This is a genomic window from Seonamhaeicola sediminis (genome assembly GCF_004358095.2).
Classification (GTDB): domain Bacteria; phylum Bacteroidota; class Bacteroidia; order Flavobacteriales; family Flavobacteriaceae; genus Seonamhaeicola; species Seonamhaeicola sediminis.
The window spans coordinates 1-1341 of record NZ_SMZJ02000030.1; the positions used below are offsets into that span (position 1 = coordinate 1).

Consider the following 1341-nt stretch of genomic DNA (forward strand, 5'->3'; position numbering starts at 1 on the left):
CCCGTAACTGACGGTTATACGAGACCGTTGTGGTGCATATTGACCCGTCCTGAATAAAGGCTACATAATTTTAAACATTATGTACAAAAATGACAAAGTAATCAGACGGTATTCAGAACCTTTTAAACTGAAAATTTTAGACGAACTTACCACCGGAAAATTAAACAAGTATCAATTAGGTAAGGCTTATGGAATTGCACCAACTACCATTAATGAATGGATTAGAAAGTACAACCGTAAGGACCTTATGAACACTAGAATAACAGTGAAAACCAAAGACGAAATAACACGTATTAAAGAACTGCAAAAAGAGATTGAACAACTAAAAAAATTGTTGTTAAAGAAAGATCTGGATGCTATGATTCAAGATTCATACCTGGAAGTTGCTGCTGAAGACCTTGGCTATAAATCGGTTGCCGAACTAAAAAAAAAGCTAAATATAGAGCGGTAAGTAAAACTAAAGACAAAGCTAAAGGATTTGTGTCTTTAACTACTATTTGTAAGCCTTTCGGGATTAAACGTGATGCATACTACAAGTATAAATATAGAGCTGATAAACGTTTAAAACTTGAACAACAGGTCATTCAAATTGTAAACCAAAAACGCAGATCCTTGCCTAGAGAAGGCGTGCGTAAACTCAAAATATCATTGCAAAATGATTTTGATAAAGCCGGCCTGAAAGTAGGCAGAGATACGCTTTTCAACATTCTTAGAAAGCACAATATGCTTATTACAAGAAAGAAACCTAGTTACAGAACTACCAACTCTTTGCATAGATTCTATAAATATAAAAACAGTATCAAAGATGTGCTCGTTAATAGACCTAATCAAGTTTGGGTATCTGATATTACATATATCAGGACTGTAAAAGGATTTTGTTACTTGGCGCTTATAACTGATATGTATTCTAGAAAAATAATCGGTTACGACCTTAGTGATAGTCTAGAGCTTAGCGGTTGTACCAGAGCCCTTAAAAAGGCCTTATATCATGCTAAAAACACAGAGAACCTAATACACCACTCCGATAGAGGAATACAATATTGTAGCAATGTATACACGCAAATTTTAAAGAGAAACAACATCAAAATTAGTATGACAGAAGATAACCATTGCTACGAAAATGCTATTGCTGAACGTGTAAACGGCATCCTAAAAGATGAGTTTTATCTCGACCAGACCTTTGATAGCAAACAACACGCGAAAAAAGCTACAAAAAGTGCTATTAATCTATACAACCAAATAAGATTACATGTATCTTTAGATTATAAAACACCGAATATGGTATACAAATTAACAGCTTAAATAAATTTTTAACCTGTAGCCATATTTCAGGACTAGACA

General features: G+C 33.9%; 2 protein-coding genes. Both read left to right on the forward strand.

Features of this window, described 5'->3' with window-relative positions; all coding sequences use genetic code 11:
* Positions 1-79 precede the first annotated feature (79 nt).
* Positions 80-451 (forward strand): transposase, encoded by a 372-nt coding sequence (locus E1J38_RS14940; RefSeq protein ID WP_099570149.1) that lies wholly within the window; start codon positions 80-82, stop codon positions 449-451.
* A 29-nt stretch (positions 452-480) separates the two neighbouring features.
* Positions 481-1302 carry an IS3 family transposase gene (locus E1J38_RS14945; protein WP_255449917.1) on the forward strand — a complete coding sequence of 274 codons (822 nt, stop codon included), beginning with the start codon at positions 481-483 and terminating at the stop codon, positions 1300-1302.
* Positions 1303-1341: the final 39 nt, after the last annotated feature.